Below are 15,084 nucleotides of genomic sequence, written 5' to 3' on the forward strand. Positions count from 1 at the left end.
TATTGTCAATCATAGTTCTCCAGCCGAATGATAGGCCGATAAAAGTCATAATCTCCGTTTAGTTCATTGTCCTCCTGCACTTCCGGCTTACAGTGGGGCGAACAGGGTAGGAAACCGAGAAATGGGCCCAGCCCACCGCAGATATTGCATCCGCCGTCACCGCCGCAGGTGGTAAGTCTATCAGCCTGCACCACTTCCCGCATATAGGGATCATAGGCGATGGACAGGCCGAAGAAATTGGGTTCCTCCATGTCGTAGGACCTGTTCTCGTCCTCATCCATGTCCTCAAACCAGCGCAGGCGCATGGAGTAGTCCAGCCCATCTCCCCAGGGGAACAAGGTTTGGCAACCACCGCCGCACAGGTAGGCCCACTCATCTGCTGTGGGCAGCGAAAGCCCCTGCTTTTCCAGCCCGGTAAGAAGTTCATCGTAGTCTGTGCGGTTATAGATCCAGGTCTGAAATCCATCTTCCGTCCGTTCTATGCGGGCCGACTGGTGCAAGGTAAGACTGCTGCTGTCACTCCAGGCAAAGTCACGGAACTCCTTCAGCCAGTCAGGGTGGGCGGTCAGCCTGGGATCGTCCATCTTGACTGACTCCCAGCAGAGTTCCTCCAGCTCCCGGCCCACCAGCATGGGGCCAATGGCCGCTTGCCGGACGGGAGCCATGCTTTCCCGGATCATCTCCTCCGGGTTCTGCGGTTCCATTTCCCATTCCCGGAACAGATACTCCAATTCCTCCCGGCTCTCCTGATTCAGTCCCACGGCAAACTGCTCCCAGCCCAGGGTGACGGTATCGCCGGGAACAAAGACAAACTTCCGGCCATCTTTTTCGAATATGCCGGTGGTGCAGCTCTGGCCCCAGCGGTCAAAAGTATGTAGACCGAGAAAGGTCATATCATAACGGGCAGCCAGGCTTTCCATCAGCGTCTGCTTCTCGGTTGTATCCATTTGATTGAATTGGGTGCGGAATAGTCTTTCGTTCATAACAAGTCCTCCTACAGCCTATCCAGGTTTTCCTGTAAATCGCCCTGCATCAAGTGCTGGGCAATGGCTTGGTTCAGTGCCTTATGGGGGTGATAGGCTGCCTGCTCTACATCGTGCAGGCACTCCTCCATCAATGCCTCCGGAGAAATGCCTTCCCGTTTGCCATAAAGATGGCCGAAGGCATAGCACACGGACTTGAGAAAGCCGAAAATATAGTCGTGATTTCCACGCATACTGGGCAGGTCGTTGAACGAGCCCATACCTCCGTATGCCCGAAGATGGTGGGCAACCTCCCGCTGCTGGTTCCAGTCCTGAATGTCCCGCTCCAGCCAGCCGATCCAGTTTTGGAACTCTGGATGGTCTGCCAGAAGGATGGAGCGCAGACAGGTCAGAGCCTCGGTATAAATATCAGACTGTTTCATTGGCCATCGCTCCCCCAAATACCTCCATAAAGCACACCATCTTTTCCAAGGAACAACATCCGGCTGCGAAGCAGGCTGCACTGCTCCACAGCGACCTTGTTTCCGTCACAGGTGGGAATAGCCTCCTGTTTTTTCCCAAGGTGATCACCATGAGCGGTAAGGAAGTAGAATTTATCCCGTTGCTGGTATCCGCCTTGAAACAGGAAGGTATTGCCGGGCGGGGCAACAGAAAAAGCTCCGCTTCCTTCGATTGGCAGTTCAAATACAAAGTCCTCTTTGAAGTTCGTCCGCACCAGCCGGAATTCATCGTAATAATAAAACCACAGGTTTTCTTCTTCGTCCAGGCTGATGGCGTAGCAGTCATAGATGGAATAGTTCTCATTCTTCCAGAGAGGAGTTCCCTCCGATGTCCATGCAATCAGGCCGCAAGCACCCAGAGGTTCATCCCAACCGTAATTACCAAATACACCTTCGTCAAAGTAGCTGGTAATGATGGTGCCATCTTTTTTTACCACACAGTCTTGAATGCCATCCCCCAGGCAGAAACGGGACAGCACAGCTCCGTCCCGGCTGACGATCCAGGCGTTCTGGTCGGGGCCGTTTTCCCGATAGGCGCATCTTGCCCCCAGCAGGAGGAAGTGATCACCTGCGGGCCGCAAATAATGAAACTGGAACTTCAAGAGGCCAAGAGGAAACAGCGTCGTTTCCAGCACCCGCTGTTCCGCCCAATCCAGCTGGATTTCCACTGCGGTATAGGTGGAAGGAGTGCTGAGCCAGTCCTTACCCTGTGTTTCGGACGGCTGTTCCATGAGAAGATAGACTTTTCCATCCCTTGCCGTGAAAAAGTCTGTCACTTCTGTGCCCTCCAGATGTTTTTCCCGGCGCAGCTGGTCCAGGTCAATGATGGAGAACAACGGCAGATTTTTGGCTTTTATAGGTTTGTTCATAGTGTCTCCTCCTGGCTACTTTAACGCTCCATCATAGGTGTGGCTTTCCCAGGCGGCCTCAAATTCCGCCTGCTCTATGACGCAGGCGTGGAACTCCTCACCCCAGACATGGGCGTTCAATTCCTCCACGGTGGGGATCGGCGTGATCTCGATGGCGCCGTCGTAAAGGTCAGGGATATTGCGGGTGCGGCCATCTGCAAAGATGTCAATGGAGTGGAGGGCCAGCCGCTCATTTTCTGTATCCACTTCATAGAGGATCACCGACGGTTCTCCCTCCGGTGCGTCCTCCCAAAAAAGCTTGATGTACTCCATCATTCCATTTCCCTCATTTGAACCAATGCCACCCCGTCATGGTGCCGGTTACCTCATCTATCTGTATTGCAATATCATAATTGCCGCGACAGCCCAGCAAGGCCGCGAGATGATCGTTTTCCATAATCAAATCATAAAACTCAACCGCTATGTCTTGGAATTCCTTCGGAATTTCCAGTGCAGAGAAGAAATCCACTGATTGAGCATTTTGGAAAAATTCAATGGCCGTTTTACTGCATTTTACTATAATCCCTGTTTGAGTAGTCAAATCTTTCATGCTTTCGCAACCTCGCTCATGTTCAGATACATCCCCATCGTTTTTTCATTGTCACAGGCCGCCCGGATCATTTTGGACAGCAGCATCAAATCGTCGATGTATTGGGAGTACACGCAGAACACATCCTCGTCAGAGTCGAAGTGAAACAGATCCACGCCGCTGTTATTTTCCTCGAACTCCTGGATCACGCCCCGGACCAGCCGCTCCCAGTCTCCGCTGCTTCCAGTCAGTCCCAGCCGACGGAATACTTCCGTCCGGAATCCATTGTTGATTTTCAGCAGAAGGGAGAGCGCATAGGGGTGGTGGGGAATGAGAAAGAATGGCGCAATCTGCTCCGGCTTCACCCAGATTTTGAAGGGCGGACGCGGGTCAGGTATCCAAGGCAAGATTTCCCATTCGTCCTCCGGCCGGTTTCCGTATTGGCAAAGGTCTTTCATAGTGTTCTCCTTTGTTCTGTCACATTTTTAATCCTGCTCTCGATAACTGGCTTCAATGTCAATGAACCGCACATACACGGCGCAGATTTTGCCCTTGGCGTCATACCCGAAGTAGACAGGATAGTAACCATCCCCCCAGCCGGAGGCAAAGATGGGCAGGTTGCAGTCCGTGCCCGGCACTGTCCAGTTGAGCCAGTCGCCGCAGTCCCCCTGATATTTGGGGTAGGCTTTGGCGTTTTCTTCCAGAAGATCGCAGAACAGGTCGTTGTAGGGGTCGATGTCCGGGTCTTCTTCTAAACGCTTGGCCCAGTATGCCTTGAAGGCCGCCTGGGTCTGGATGTCCGCGACACAGCCCATCCCGGCGTCTACGCCAAAGCCAAAATACTCGTCCTCTCCCAGTTCCTCGTCCAGATCCTCGTTGCCCACCATGCCCAGCTCATAGCGGACAGGCTTTTCCTGAGAAACCTCCACCTTGACGCAGGCATAGCGGTCGCCGTATTGTTCGCTGGGCACCACGCAGATTTTTACGGGATAAGTTCCGGCGGGGATCGTTTGAAGGAACGGCAGAGTGTCCTCCAGTTCCACCAGCGGATCACAGGCGAAAATCTGCCCGCTGGGGAAATGGACGGTGCCGATGTCCAGCACATCCACCGCCATGTTCCCAATCACTTTCTCTGTGAAATGGGCCTCCAAGTCATCTTTACAGGTCAATTTATCCTTGATTGCTTCGTATTTGTTCAGCCATTCAGTTGTAGGCATATCAGTTTCCTCCTGTTGATTCTGTTTCTTGATGTACACACTCTTTGAGCCGTCCCAATAGCAGTTCACACACCGGCCATCCTGAAAATGATGGTCACAATTCGGGTAGCCATAGAGAACATGGGCACATTCTGGCACAGCCCCATCATCTGTGAGGAGCCTTTGAAAAACAGGCTTCCGCACTCATCACAAAGGGCCAGTTCTTTTTCTGCCATAGGGTTCACCAGTCCCGTTCCCGGATGGCCTCCTCGGTGTCAATGGGGATGCCAAACCACTCCAGAATGTAGGCCACGGTTGCCGCAATACATTCCCGCGCCACCGTTTCGATCTCGCTGTCGTTCTCGTCAAACTCCTCCTGGAGATCATTGATGCCGCAGACCGCCTCGTCCAGCGTTTCCTGCACCACTTCGGTGTCGGTTTCGCCACTCTCCAGCAGGGCGATGACCTTCTGAAGCTCGTCCTTTACCTTGTCCACCAGAAAAGCAGGATAGTAATCGTCCTGATACATCTCGTCCAGCAGCTTGTAATTGGGGTCAAATGCTTTCATAGGGATTGCTCCTTTCCTCGTGTATGTCAGTCACGCTCAGCTCTCATGTGTGATACAGAAAATCTCCTTGTTCAAATCAAAGTAGATTACCATCAGTTCGTCGGTAATCTCCGGGTTAAAGGACAGATCCAGAATGAAAACTTGCTGGTTCATCTCGCTATCCACCAGACTGCCGAACCGCTTGAGCTTCAAAAAGTCAACCATCTCAGCAAAGGACAGTTTGGCTGGGTCGGTTCCCGGAAAAAGTTCCGCCACAATATCCGGGCCTACATCGTCCCGATGGAACTCCATGAAAAATGTCACAACGCTATGGTAGCGGCTGTCCTCGTCTGCCAGCGCCGCTTTGATGGCGGCTTTGGCCTTCTCCGCCAATTTCTCCGCCTCATCCAGCATTTCTCCCACCGCATCCATGACAGCAGGATCGCCGGTCAGTTCTTCCTCTACATCGAAGATAAAGGGTAGTCCCGATTCCTCGGGAAAGTTGAAGATTTCCTCACCGGGTGTATATGTAAAATCAATGCGTTTACAATTCAGTTTCATAGATATACCTCTTATTTCAATTTCAGCACAAATCCCCAGATACTCACCACAATCAGGAGAACACCCAACAGAAAGAACACCACCCGCCGGTATCCTCTGCTGTGGCGGTGGGCATCCCGCGTACCAGTGGGGTCGCAGAGCCAGTTCCAGTTGCGGGTCGCTCCAATTAAAATCACGGCCCCGATGAGCACCGAGGCAATATACCAATGCTCTTGCAAAAATACTGTGATCTGTTCGCTGTTCATTTATATATAACCCCCTTTTCATCATCGGGAGTTTCCCGCCGAATAAATTCCTCCCGTTCTTTCAAATCTATTTCCAAGGCTTTTTCCTCCTCAAGATATTCCTCGCAGTCCCGAACCAGCTTTTGGGCGGCTGGGTCATCCGGGACCAGGGCCAGCCAGTGCTTGGCGTATTCATAGGCGGAGGCGGCGGAACGGTATGCCATCAGGCAGGAATAGCCCATCCGGGCGTTCCAGTAGGGATCGTTCTCACCCTGGGCGCGGACGGACTCCAGCAGCTCAATGGCGTGTCGGATGAGATCCCCGTCCACTTCACCGTCGGTCCCATGCTCTCCATGATCTCCCAGCACCGCCAGATTGCTGTAAGCCCGACTCAGCTTGACGGTCAGCAGATAGCCCCGCTCCTGTTCCGGGATGGCTTCGATGGCCCGGATACACCGGGAATACTCGTCCTTCTTATTCCATTGCTCAAGCTGCTCCAGCAGCTCTGCTTTTTCTGCCTGATTCATCATTTCACCGCCTTTTCCGTGTCATTCTTTGCCTTTTTTGAAGTGTCCGCTGCCTCGCCAGGTGTTGACCACACAGGTGAAGATCTGGCCGCAGTGCTTGCACCGGATCATGTGGGCCATGATTTCATCCGCCCAGCCATCCTCTGTCTTTACCTTCTCCAGTGGGCAGGTGGATTCCTCTTGCATCAGTTCAAATTCCCCCTCCGACACCAACTGCTGAATGTAAGCAATACAGGCCAGATAGTCCTTTGGGGCGTCAAATTTTCTCCATGTTTGAATGTTTCGGCAGTGCTCGCACATACAGAGCCCTCCTTACGCAAATACTTGCTGGTATTTCTCTTTCAGTTCCTTGGGCGCCGTCTTGATGACCTTGCTGCCGCCGTTTTCAGAGGCTGTGCCCCAGATGGCCCAGAGCACATCACGCCACAGGTAGGCCAGCGCCCTTTTGTCATTGCCGGATTCTTCCGGCAGGTAATATTCCAGATGCCCTTTGATCTCCATCAGAGCATCCAAGCTCTCCTCATTGGCAATCAGGGTGCGGAACTCCTTTGCGGGCTTCAGATTCTGCATGGACTGGACACCGTGGACCAGCACCGGCAGGGACTGAGCAGTAAACCCGTACTTCTTAAAAAAGGTGTGAATAAACTTTTCTTGCAAAGAGGAGTGCTCGTCATCACAGCGATCCAGGTAATCGCACACCAGCCGCCACCACTTCGGCCCTTCCAGTCCCAGGGCAAACACGGCAAAGGTGCCAGGCATGGCGCAGGACTCATCAGAGAGGTTGTTGTACCACTCGTCCTCCTGCATGGCCAGCCGAGCATAATTCTCCATCCGGACATGGAGACGGGGATACCGCACCGCACAGGCAAAAAGCTGATGGACACCCTTCTTGGGCAGGCCGGGGATGGGCAGGTAGATCTTCTCCGGTCCGCGAAACTCGATGGAGTAGCTGCGGGGGAACTCCGGCTGCTCCAAAATCTCAATCAGATAGCTGAGAGCCTCCTCACAGGCCCCCTCGCCGCAGTCTCTGGCGGTAATGCGGATGGTGGCGAAAGCGTCGTTAGCCGAGGCGGTCAGGTGCTTTGTTTTCCGCTTTTGGATATTAGGCGGCAATTTGCCGCTGCCATTGGTTTTCAGTTCCTTTACCATGTCAGGACGAATCTGGGAAACCAGGCCAAGGATGTGTTCAGTGGTGAGGGATTCAAAACTCTGCCCATACACCGTATGGCAGATCGCCACATAGCAGGCAAAGCGCAACAGACCTTCGTCCACATCCTCCGGGCGCAATTCCGGCAACACCGTGCAGGGCGGAAAGACTGTAAAGCCATCTTCACGCTCTCCCACAAGGAAATAGCGTTCCTGCACCTGTTTTTCTATGTACTTCTCCAACTCATAGCAGATCTCTTGCCAGCCCACCAGCCGCCGCATGGCATCGCAGAGAAAAACAGCATCCTCGTTGGGAAATCCCTTCAGTGGCAGACTGATCAGATAGCGTTCCAGCAGCTGATCCGGAAGGAAGGGCGTTCCATTATGGTTTCGCACCACGGTCGGGTAGGCGGAGTGATTTTCACGGGCGGTGCCGTTCAGCACATCCTGAATACAGATATCCGCTTCCGCCAGCACCTCTGGAGAAGTGTCCGGTTTATGAATCAGATAGTAGCGGTCTTTTATGCCGTCGCGTTTTGGCAAACTCATGCTTGATCACCTCTTTTCAGACAATAAAAAAGCCCCACGCCGCACTGTCATAAAGACAGTCTGACGCAGGACATGAAGAAGCCGCGTTGAAGGAGCCGCATCCACCAGCAGATGTAGTTTCTTCAACAACCAAAATATTTTTTTCGTATCTTAAAGCAGCAAATTGCTGTCCAATATATTTGTTCATAGCGGCACCATTTGTTCTGAGCGTAGTTTTATATCTTATTATATCACAGCACCCCTTCAATGAAAATATTTTGTTGGAAATGCTAATGAAAAATTTTTGTGAATTTGTTAAGGCGCAGGGGCTGTTATCTCCATAGTGTCTGGATGGATCAGAGTGATTACTTTTCCCTGATGCAAGGCATAGTTGACTGTCTGTGCTGTACCTGAGCGCAGCTTTTTCTGATTATCAAACACACCGATAAGGTACTCTGCATGATCGACCATATAGTAATTCCTTTTTTTATAACTGGAAACATCCGCAGAATGTGAAATAACAATGGAATCGTTTGCGTTTTGGATCAGCTTTTTCAATCTATGTCTACTCTGATCCGGCCATTTAGAGTCATAACCGATGAAGGGAACTACAACGACAATTTTAATATCTTCGTATCCCGTTTGTGCCCTCAATGTCAGCAGCTGTTCTCCAGCCCACATATCCACACCAAGAGCACCGCCGACAAAAAAAGTACGGACAAATTTCTCGTCATGAAGTATCCGAAACTGCTCCAGGAGACATTCTTTTAATTTTTGGCATAGGGGATCTTCCTCATTATATCAAAAGCAAAATCTTGTTGGTCGGTGGCCGGTAATGGCGCAGGCATACTGATTCATATAAATCACCCTTGATAACTGCCTTGATTACGCATATAAAGCAAAAATAACGCAAATAATAATGCGTATAAAGGTTGTATTATAAAATTATAACACAATACATACGAAGTATCAAGAATTGCTTTCTGCTATGCTAAAAGTGCAGAGAGGTGAGCGTATGGACGAAGAATTTATCCGCAATCGGATCACAGAATTGCGATTGAAAAAAGGTGTTTCAGAATATCAGATGAGCATGGAGTTAGGGCAGAACAGAAGCTATATTCAGGCGATTTCCTCTGGGCGTTCTATGCCGTCTATGAAGCAGTTCCTCAACATCTGTGAGTATTTTGAAATCACACCGCTTCAATTTTTTGATGCACAGGAAAATAACCCTCAGCTTATCAAGAAGGCTTTGGACGGAATGAGAAAGATGTCAGATGACGATTTGATTATGCTGATTGGTTTTATAAGTCGCTTAAACACAGAAAACTAACGATAGGAGGCAGTAAGCGTCCCGTCGTTAGTTTTTCATTTTATGCGCAGCATATTGTGGCAAGCAATGCTTGTGGCTATCCATTTCGCCACAAGCTGCTTGTTGAGGGCAGCGCCCCCAAGCCCCTTTGAACACAGAATTTCATTCTGTGGCTGCGCGTTCTGCGAACGCTTTTGACCAGGACCAGCTTACCGCTGGCCGTGGTCTTTTTCTTTTTCAACATCCTGTTCTACCTCCATTTTCAGCACTCGGTCTACATTAGCCTTTGCCGTTAAAAGCTCCCGCATTTCTTCACGGGAACGCCGGTACTCGGCATAGGTCTTTTTCTTTTCTTCCAGCAATTTCGCGTACTCCGTCTGCAACTCTTTGACCTTGGGCAGCTTCTTGACGCCCATCTCATCAAAGGCATTCTTAGCAGCCTGGTGGAGCAGAATTTCTTCCTCATGTTCCTCCCGGAATTTCTTAGAGTAGCCGGCCTTGCGGTAGTCCACATAGACCTCACGGGTCTTGGCATAATTTACGATGTGAGTACGCAGAACAGCAATCTCTGCCATGCGCTTTTCAGCTGCTTTGATCTGTGCCGAAAGCTCATTGTGATGTGCCGTGGCAGCCGCAGCCTTTTCTTCCAAAACCGCATACTCCAGCAGGTTATGCTCTGATAGGTAGTTCATGGTCTGCGCCATTTGCTTCAGATTGAAAACTTTAGCCCATCGCGCATAGCCAGCACCTTTTCCTGCCTGCAATTTTGCCTGAATGTCCACCAGCAGATTGACCTTCTGCGTCTCTGCCTGTGTAACTATTTTCTTTCGTGGGGTATGCGCTTTCTTCCCGGAGAGAACCGCCTGCAAATCATCTAATCCATATCCTTCGCCCAGGCTGTCCATTCGGGCGGCTTTCTCCCAACCGGGGAGCTTCAGGCGATACGATTTCCCGCGCTTTGATACCTCACAGCCGGACTCTTGCAGCAGCCTCAGCAGCTCCTCAAAATTAGCAGGACTTTGTGATAATGCGTTGTCAATCGCTACACGCAGCAGCTCTCGGTGAGAGGGCTTTGCCTGATCGCCCAGCCATTTGTTATAGCTCTTTCCGTGAGGTTTCGGATTCTCCACAATGGACAGTCCGTTTTCGATGCAGATGGTGTCACTTAACTGTCGGACTGCCTTGGTGCTGCCCCAAAAGTTTCGGAATTTCCGGTCATATTCTAAGCTGACCGATGACCAGATAATGTGATTATGAATGTGCGATTTGTCTATATGAGTGCAGACCACAAAGGCATGATTGCCCTTGGTAAAACGCTTGGCAAATTCCACACCCAGCCGGTTCGCTTCTTCCGGAGTGATCTCACCGGGGCGGAACGACTGGCGCACATGATAGGCGATCACATCATCCGCGCCGCGCACTCGTCCGGTAGCGGCAATGTACTGCCGCTTTGCCAGAAGGAACTCCGCATCCACAGTCCGGCTGTCACACGCATAGCCGGTAATGAGTCTGCCGTCATCTGTTTTCTTTGGGTTGGCCACATAGTCGATGATGTCACTGATCGCCCGACTTTCTGTGCGGCCCTTGCCGACATGAAGCGGCATGATTCTCGTGGTTGCCATAGGTCAGACCTCCTTCCCGAAAAGAAAACGGCCTGCCATAGCAGACCGCTTTCACTATTCTATAAAACTTTCTTCATCGAAAAAATTGAACTCATCATCTTCTAAGTGTCTTGGTGGAAATCTCATTTCATATTGCTCTTGCGCCAATGCACGGACATCAGGCCGCCTATCCTTTAGTCGATTTTTCAGCCAGGACAACTGCTCTTTCGATAGCCTCCATGGAAGATTCAAAAGACGATTCAGTGTCATCAGTTCAGCCTGCGTTTCTGCTGGTAGCGAAGCACAGGATTTACAAATGTGGGATGCATGACCTTTGCCTGAAAATTTTTCGTTGGCTTTGTATTCACCACAAACTTTACAATAGTGTCCATGCTTTTTCATAAGCTGATGCCCTTCTCGCAAAGAACATATAACCTGCGAATTGCTTTCATAATCACATCCCATTCCAAATCAGAAGCATAAGAAAACTTTTTACGGTATGCCTCCCAAAGTTTTTGCATAACCGAATCATTTTCCACTTCGTCAAAAACTTCTTCAGCCTGGTTAAGATACTTCTCCGATCCCCGTTTATGAGCAGTTGCCAGAAGCGCATCATGTAAAATTTTCGGGTTCAGCGTGGTTCCATGCAGCTGTTCTAAAATGTAAATATCGTAGAAATCTCTCATGCGGGTATTGGTTGTGGTTCTGGTAATAATGGTTTCCAGTTTTTCTGCCAGCACAGTTTCTAAATTATAAGCCCAAATATCAATGGAGCGATCTTCCAGCATAAGTTTGAATGAATACCGAACCTCTCTTGGAGTGATTGCATCTCCCGTAGAAATATCAATTTTCAAAGGGGTCACTACACCATCGAATGTTGTACTCATGCTGACACGAATCCCCGGATACTCTGCTTCATCCATAATCTCCGAAATACTTTTCAGCTGAAATTTAACACCATCATCAATCGGAACAGTTACGATTGATGAAATTAGATTCTCAATATCCTCCACATTAACATTAGCTCCTTTTATGGTTGCATCCAAATCCATCGTAGAGCGGGCATCCAATCCAACCATAGCCGCTACCAACATACCACCCTTCAAGATAAACTTATCACGATACTCAGAAAGAGAAATACGCTCCAAAAAACGCTCCATCATGTAGTTCCTCATTAAAATCTGAGCATCTGCGGATTTTTCTCTGGAAAGGTTTCGTATTAAATCTTTAAGCTGCCTTGCTGTTTTTATCATAAAAGTACCTCCAAATACTGTCGTAAAATTTTTTCCACCTTGAACATCCCAGCATATTGCATTAAAGCTCGCAGGTTCTTATCTTTTCTACGGGCATACGCTTTCAGTGCTCCCTGAAAGGTCTGAATTTCAATTCTGCTACGGCTTCTGAGCAAATCACAGATCGTTCGCTCCATATCATAAACCGGCACAGTATGCCCGAACGGAGTTTTCGCTGTTGTAAGTCCTACATCATGTAAGTCTGCTTTAATCGTAAAAACTTGAATGCCTTCTGCTTTCATTTTGCTTGGATTGCATCCAGTTTTGACCGTAACTGTATATTCTATTGGTTCACGGTCTGTCAGATCGTGAAAAAATAAAGCTGTTTCATGTGAAAATACTGCTTGTTCAAATCGCAAATGAAGCAGATACATGGCATCCACCCAGGAATCTTTGGACAGATAAATCCCATGTGCGACTCTATCCAAATCTCGTGAACGCACATAATCATAAAATACCGGCTTTGAAATTCCCGAAGATACGACCTGCGATGTTCGCAGCATTCCTTCTTGTGCTGTTAGCATCTGATCCAGCTGTTCAAATTGTCCCATCATGTCACTTCCTTTCGTACTAATATTATATTCAATATTAGTTCAAAAGTAAAGTCGTGGATATAAAATTCCTTTTCCCAAATTTAACAGACGGTGTCTGGCATTTTTATGGTTTTGCGTATTTTTATCCATAAACCAACTCCTGAATTGCAAATTTCAAACTCTGCACCTTGCCCAGTAGCCAGATTGCAGCCAGTGGCAGCCCCATCGGGCTAATCAAAAATGCCATAACCAGCAAAATCACACCATTCTGCGGGGAATAGGTAATAAGCACAGCCACGCCAAGCAGAGCAATTACAGTGCTGAGCAGACCAAGCACCAGACCGGATATGTAGATCAGCCCCGTGCAGAGCCAGACAAAAAGCGTCAGCACCAAAGTGACCGGTGCAGTTATAATCATCAAAAGCCCTTTCAAAATCTTCATGTTATTTCCTCCTTGCAGCGTTCTTGGTATCTTTTCTAATCATATTATCCGGCATGGGCAGGCAAAAGACAAGGATACCGATAAAAAGAAAAAGCGGAGAGAGGAGCAGCGAAGTAATGCCGTTCCTCCCTCCGCAAATGGAGTATCTATCCCTGTTATAAAAGTTTGGAAAGCTGGGTAAGAATTTCCTCTACGCCCTCCCATAACTGTTCCTGCCGCTGGGATATATCCTCCAAGTCAGCATCATAAACCCGTCCAGTCTCATGCACTTTACGGGTCAGCTGGTTTAAGTTGTTGCTGCTTCGGCGCATCAGGGAAACAAGCTCCTTCAACTCCGGCAGCTCCAGCTTGACTACATACCCATCCAGCGCCATTTTTCTTAGATAGGCTTCACGGTTGGAGGTTCCAAACTGAGACATTTTTTGCTCAATCACAGCAAGCTCCTCCGCTGAAACTCTAAAGTTTAATTGCATATCCCGCTTACGCTTTGCCATAGTTATCGCTCCGGCTCCCGTTTCTTCGGGGCGGCAGGCTTATGGGCAGGCAGCTCCTGTTTGAGCTTATCCCGTACTGAGGGGCGGGACGGTTGCAGTTTTTCTCCCTGAGTACGGCTGCGCTGCTGTTCTACACGCACCAGATCAATAAAGCCATCCAGCACAGCAGGGTGGCTGTTTAAGGCATAACCACAACGGACAGTTTCGGGATTATCGTTGGGAATGGTCTTAGCCCATTCTTTGTTGCGTCGGGAGTAGCGCCCATCCCAGTCCTGAAGCTGGACGGTGTTAGCCAGAACCATAGCCACACGCTCCATGCCATAGATCTCGATCACACCCTTTGCCGCATCGTGACTGAGATACATTCCGTCGAAGTGTTCCCGCACCGCCGCTTCAATGGACTCCTTGCATTGGAGATTTGCATTGTTGGAAGCCCGGTACTGCTCCAACTCCCCATGTTCTCTCGCATAGGCGGCAGAATGGGGATAGACCGGTGTTGTTCGCAGTTCCTCTTTGGCTCTGCACACATCATCGGCACGGTTCTCAATGCTGTCCCGGATCACATCCATATAACCGGTCTCCAACTTTTCAAAATAGCGGTACACATCCGCCAGCGGAGAGGGAGATTCCAAAAGTGCCTGAGCCTGGGCATCAGTCAGCTCCAGTTCCTCCATCGCCATCACAATGTCCTCACGAACCGTGTACTCATAGGTGTGGTGCAGGATTTCTTCCGGGGGCTGTCTTTTCAGCCAGTCCCGGAACTTGTCCTGTTCGGCAGCCATCTTTTCATAAAGGGCTGTATTCAGATCGTTAGTATTCATGTTATCGCACCTCCTCAAGCTGTTTTGGTTTCTTGTCTGTACTGCGGGGTTGCACCGGGCGTTTTAGGTTATCCAGCACCGAAGGCCGTGTACTTTTGGCAACAACAGACTCGGTGTGTGCCTGTCCCTTTCCGTCGATGTTGAGCAGGGTATCCAGCTCCACCAGACGGGCGTTTTTGCATCTCAGTTCTTCTTCATAAAGGAATGGCTTTCCGACTTCCTCCTTTGCCGCAGCTTGCTGCTGACAGAGGTTATCCAGCTGTGCCTTTGCCGACTCCAGACGCTGGGGCATCTGAGCAAGGGCATTGTCGATACGGGTAAGATTTCCGCGAGGGTCTGTACCAAGGGTTGCCCGGTGGGTCATCTGTCCTTTCAGCAGGAGCGTATACTCCTGTTTCCAAGCGGAAAATTCCACGGACATGGCATACCCCCGGTAGTTGCCGATCTGCACCGGATCGGAGGTTTTAACCTCCTTGCAGGCATCCAAAAGGGCTGCGCCGGCGTTCTCCTTATCGGTCAGCAGATCGCCACGGATTTCCATACCAGCAAAACCGTCCTCCGGGTGCGGGTGCGCTGCCAAAACCTCCAGATCGGATTCAAAGCCCTTGATAAAGCCCTTGTGCTTTTCAATCTCCTCCGGGAAGTATTTGAGCAGCTGGTCCTCCAGACGATATTGCTTGCTCTGGTGGTCGGCTTTCATCAGCTTCAGGCGGGATACCTCCACATCCAAATCCATGCGCTCCTTGATGCGGGGATCTCCGGCACACAGAGCCTTGATCTCTGCAAAACTGAGGGCGGTTTCATCCACATCATCGCAGGAGCGTACCGGCGATTTAGAAGTCATGATCTGACTAATGAATTTTTGCTTATTCTCCACCGTCTGCCAGAGGTATGCGTCAAAGGTTCCTTCGGTCACATAGCGGTACACATGGACAAGAGGATT

21 protein-coding genes and 3 pseudogenes are annotated in these 15,084 nt (G+C 49.9%); 1 reads left to right on the forward strand and 23 read right to left on the reverse strand.

Features of this window, described 5'->3' with window-relative positions; translation table 11 throughout:
* Positions 1–5: 5 nt before the first annotated feature.
* From GPK94_RS13800 to GPK94_RS13875, 15 genes and pseudogenes are all read right to left on the reverse strand, one after another.
* A complete protein-coding gene (locus GPK94_RS13800) occupies positions 6–983 on the reverse strand; it encodes a hypothetical protein (protein ID WP_158361364.1) in 978 nt (325 codons plus the stop codon).
* A gap of 11 nt (positions 984–994) precedes the next feature.
* Positions 995–1,405 carry a hypothetical protein gene (locus GPK94_RS13805; protein WP_158361362.1) on the reverse strand — a complete coding sequence of 137 codons (411 nt, stop codon included), beginning with the start codon at positions 1,403–1,405 and terminating at the stop codon, positions 995–997.
* A complete protein-coding gene (locus GPK94_RS13810) occupies positions 1,402–2,352 on the reverse strand; it encodes a hypothetical protein (protein WP_215630487.1) in 951 nt (316 codons plus the stop codon). Before GPK94_RS13810 ends, GPK94_RS13805 begins: the two co-directional genes overlap by 4 nt.
* A gap of 15 nt (positions 2,353–2,367) precedes the next feature.
* Positions 2,368–2,667: a hypothetical protein gene (locus tag GPK94_RS13815; protein WP_006773009.1), complete on the reverse strand. Its 300-nt coding sequence runs from the start codon at positions 2,665–2,667 to the stop codon at positions 2,368–2,370.
* Positions 2,668–2,677: 10 nt separating this feature from the next.
* Positions 2,678–2,941: a hypothetical protein gene (locus GPK94_RS13820; RefSeq protein WP_006773010.1), complete on the reverse strand. Its 264-nt coding sequence runs from the start codon at positions 2,939–2,941 to the stop codon at positions 2,678–2,680.
* A complete protein-coding gene (locus GPK94_RS13825) occupies positions 2,938–3,378 on the reverse strand; it encodes an Imm51 family immunity protein (protein WP_006773011.1) in 441 nt (146 codons plus the stop codon). Before GPK94_RS13825 ends, GPK94_RS13820 begins: the two co-directional genes overlap by 4 nt.
* Positions 3,379–3,405: 27 nt before the next feature.
* A pseudogene (locus GPK94_RS13830) lies at positions 3,406–4,352 on the reverse strand (DUF4241 domain-containing protein).
* 5 nt (positions 4,353–4,357) lie between these two features.
* Positions 4,358–4,684 (reverse strand): DUF5713 family protein, encoded by a 327-nt coding sequence (locus tag GPK94_RS13840; RefSeq protein ID WP_002588986.1) that lies wholly within the window; start codon positions 4,682–4,684, stop codon positions 4,358–4,360.
* 36 nt (positions 4,685–4,720) lie between these two features.
* A complete protein-coding gene (locus GPK94_RS13845) occupies positions 4,721–5,224 on the reverse strand; it encodes a DUF2004 domain-containing protein (RefSeq protein WP_002588985.1) in 504 nt (167 codons plus the stop codon).
* An 11-nt stretch (positions 5,225–5,235) separates the two neighbouring features.
* Positions 5,236–5,469: an immunity 17 family protein gene (locus GPK94_RS13850; protein WP_015563522.1), complete on the reverse strand. Its 234-nt coding sequence runs from the start codon at positions 5,467–5,469 to the stop codon at positions 5,236–5,238.
* Positions 5,466–5,975, reverse strand: coding sequence for a hypothetical protein (locus GPK94_RS13855; RefSeq protein ID WP_117548300.1), 510 nt, complete (start codon positions 5,973–5,975; stop codon positions 5,466–5,468). The genes GPK94_RS13850 and GPK94_RS13855 overlap by 4 nt, the downstream gene beginning before the upstream one ends.
* 21 nt (positions 5,976–5,996) lie before the next feature.
* Positions 5,997–6,275, reverse strand: a complete 279-nt coding sequence (locus GPK94_RS13860) for a hypothetical protein (RefSeq protein WP_008816751.1) — start codon at positions 6,273–6,275, stop codon at positions 5,997–5,999.
* A 12-nt stretch (positions 6,276–6,287) separates the two neighbouring features.
* On the reverse strand, positions 6,288–7,670 hold the full coding sequence (locus GPK94_RS13865; protein WP_117548301.1) for a DUF6138 family protein: 1,383 nt from the start codon (positions 7,668–7,670) through the stop codon (positions 6,288–6,290).
* Between the two features lie 16 nt (positions 7,671–7,686).
* Positions 7,687–7,857 carry a hypothetical protein gene (locus GPK94_RS13870; protein ID WP_215656093.1) on the reverse strand — a complete coding sequence of 57 codons (171 nt, stop codon included), beginning with the start codon at positions 7,855–7,857 and terminating at the stop codon, positions 7,687–7,689.
* Between the two features lie 107 nt (positions 7,858–7,964).
* Positions 7,965–8,507: pseudogene (locus GPK94_RS13875) on the reverse strand (SLOG family protein).
* 157 nt (positions 8,508–8,664) lie between these two features.
* Here GPK94_RS13875 and GPK94_RS13880 point away from each other — a divergent pair.
* Positions 8,665–8,979 (forward strand): helix-turn-helix transcriptional regulator, encoded by a 315-nt coding sequence (locus GPK94_RS13880; protein WP_002576937.1) that lies wholly within the window; start codon positions 8,665–8,667, stop codon positions 8,977–8,979.
* Between the two features lie 188 nt (positions 8,980–9,167).
* Here the strand turns inward: GPK94_RS13880 and GPK94_RS13885 are convergent, their stop codons facing one another.
* The 8 genes and pseudogenes from GPK94_RS13885 to GPK94_RS13920 form a co-directional block, all read right to left on the reverse strand.
* Positions 9,168–10,580, reverse strand: a complete 1,413-nt coding sequence (locus GPK94_RS13885; RefSeq protein WP_117504936.1) for a relaxase/mobilization nuclease domain-containing protein — start codon at positions 10,578–10,580, stop codon at positions 9,168–9,170.
* 54 nt (positions 10,581–10,634) lie between these two features.
* Positions 10,635–10,961, reverse strand: a complete 327-nt coding sequence (locus tag GPK94_RS13890; protein ID WP_006059593.1) for a hypothetical protein — start codon at positions 10,959–10,961, stop codon at positions 10,635–10,637.
* Complete coding sequence (locus GPK94_RS13895; protein WP_002595844.1) at positions 10,958–11,812, reverse strand: nucleotidyl transferase AbiEii/AbiGii toxin family protein; 855 nt, start codon at positions 11,810–11,812, stop codon at positions 10,958–10,960. The genes GPK94_RS13890 and GPK94_RS13895 overlap by 4 nt, the downstream gene beginning before the upstream one ends.
* Positions 11,809–12,405 (reverse strand): type IV toxin-antitoxin system AbiEi family antitoxin domain-containing protein, encoded by a 597-nt coding sequence (locus GPK94_RS13900; protein ID WP_002595843.1) that lies wholly within the window; start codon positions 12,403–12,405, stop codon positions 11,809–11,811. The genes GPK94_RS13895 and GPK94_RS13900 overlap by 4 nt, the downstream gene beginning before the upstream one ends.
* A 121-nt stretch (positions 12,406–12,526) precedes the next feature.
* Positions 12,527–12,826, reverse strand: coding sequence for a CD1845 family protein (locus GPK94_RS13905; protein WP_071698956.1), 300 nt, complete (start codon positions 12,824–12,826; stop codon positions 12,527–12,529).
* Positions 12,827–12,981: 155 nt separating this feature from the next.
* Positions 12,982–13,320: a plasmid mobilization relaxosome protein MobC gene (gene mobC, locus GPK94_RS13910; protein ID WP_006773030.1), complete on the reverse strand. Its 339-nt coding sequence runs from the start codon at positions 13,318–13,320 to the stop codon at positions 12,982–12,984.
* A 2-nt stretch (positions 13,321–13,322) separates the two neighbouring features.
* Complete coding sequence (locus tag GPK94_RS13915; protein ID WP_050005928.1) at positions 13,323–14,141, reverse strand: DUF3849 domain-containing protein; 819 nt, start codon at positions 14,139–14,141, stop codon at positions 13,323–13,325.
* 1 nt (position 14,142) lies between these two features.
* Positions 14,143–15,084: pseudogene (locus GPK94_RS13920) on the reverse strand (helicase); the annotation flags it as partial.

Source organism: Pseudoflavonifractor sp. MCC625, from assembly GCF_018784545.1.
In the GTDB taxonomy this organism is placed as follows: Bacteria; Bacillota; Clostridia; order Oscillospirales; family Oscillospiraceae; genus Pseudoflavonifractor_A; species Pseudoflavonifractor_A gallinarum.